Genomic DNA, 731 nt, shown 5'->3' on the forward strand with positions numbered 1-731 from the left:
GGGCATGGTTTTATGAAGTCGCCCTGGCTTCAAGTTATGAAGAAACCAATATTAACTTTAGCCGAATGTCAGCAGATGGTACCGGTATTTTGTCTGCTGTCTTGACAGACCATGATGAGAATATCGATCTAAGTGGCACATACACCATTTCATCGGTTTCGGCCAGTGGCATCACCCTGGTAAACCCTGCATCAGTCAATCCGGATTGGCTTCTTTTATCAAGCCTTACGCAGCAGCAGATTGCAGATATGCTTGGGCGGAGCATAACTTTTAAAGGCACAAGCGAAAACTTTATTGGTTGGTACTACGCTGGAAATAAAGACACCGAAGGGATGATGCTGAACTTTCTGGCGGCCAACGGTATTTATGAGGGGGATCGAGCCAAACAGGTTGCTATTGAAGTCCATTACCAACAGGTGGTTGATGGTGTGCCGACTGGACAAATCTACAAAACAGGCTTGGTGATGCAGGGTAAGGCCAACAACCGCGATCAAGTAGGCGCAACCGTACGCGAAACATTGCCATTTACCGGTCAATTCCGTTTCCGTGCCAAGCGTATTAACGATAATGGCAGCAGCGCAAATCTGATTGATGATGTGGTGTTTGAAAGTGCTTACAGTTTCTATGAAACGAAAAAATTGGCTTATAAGCATGACACTACGATCAGGCTGAAACGGCTTGCTATCGGCTCAGGAACCAATGCGTCAGAGCTTAATCTACCTGTAACACGA

At 46.1% G+C, this 731-nt stretch carries 1 pseudogene; it reads left to right on the forward strand.

What is annotated here, in order from left to right:
* Positions 1-731 (forward strand): annotated as a pseudogene (locus ACNPNW_RS16405) (hypothetical protein); the annotation flags it as partial.

This window comes from Acinetobacter endophylla (assembly GCF_053543775.1).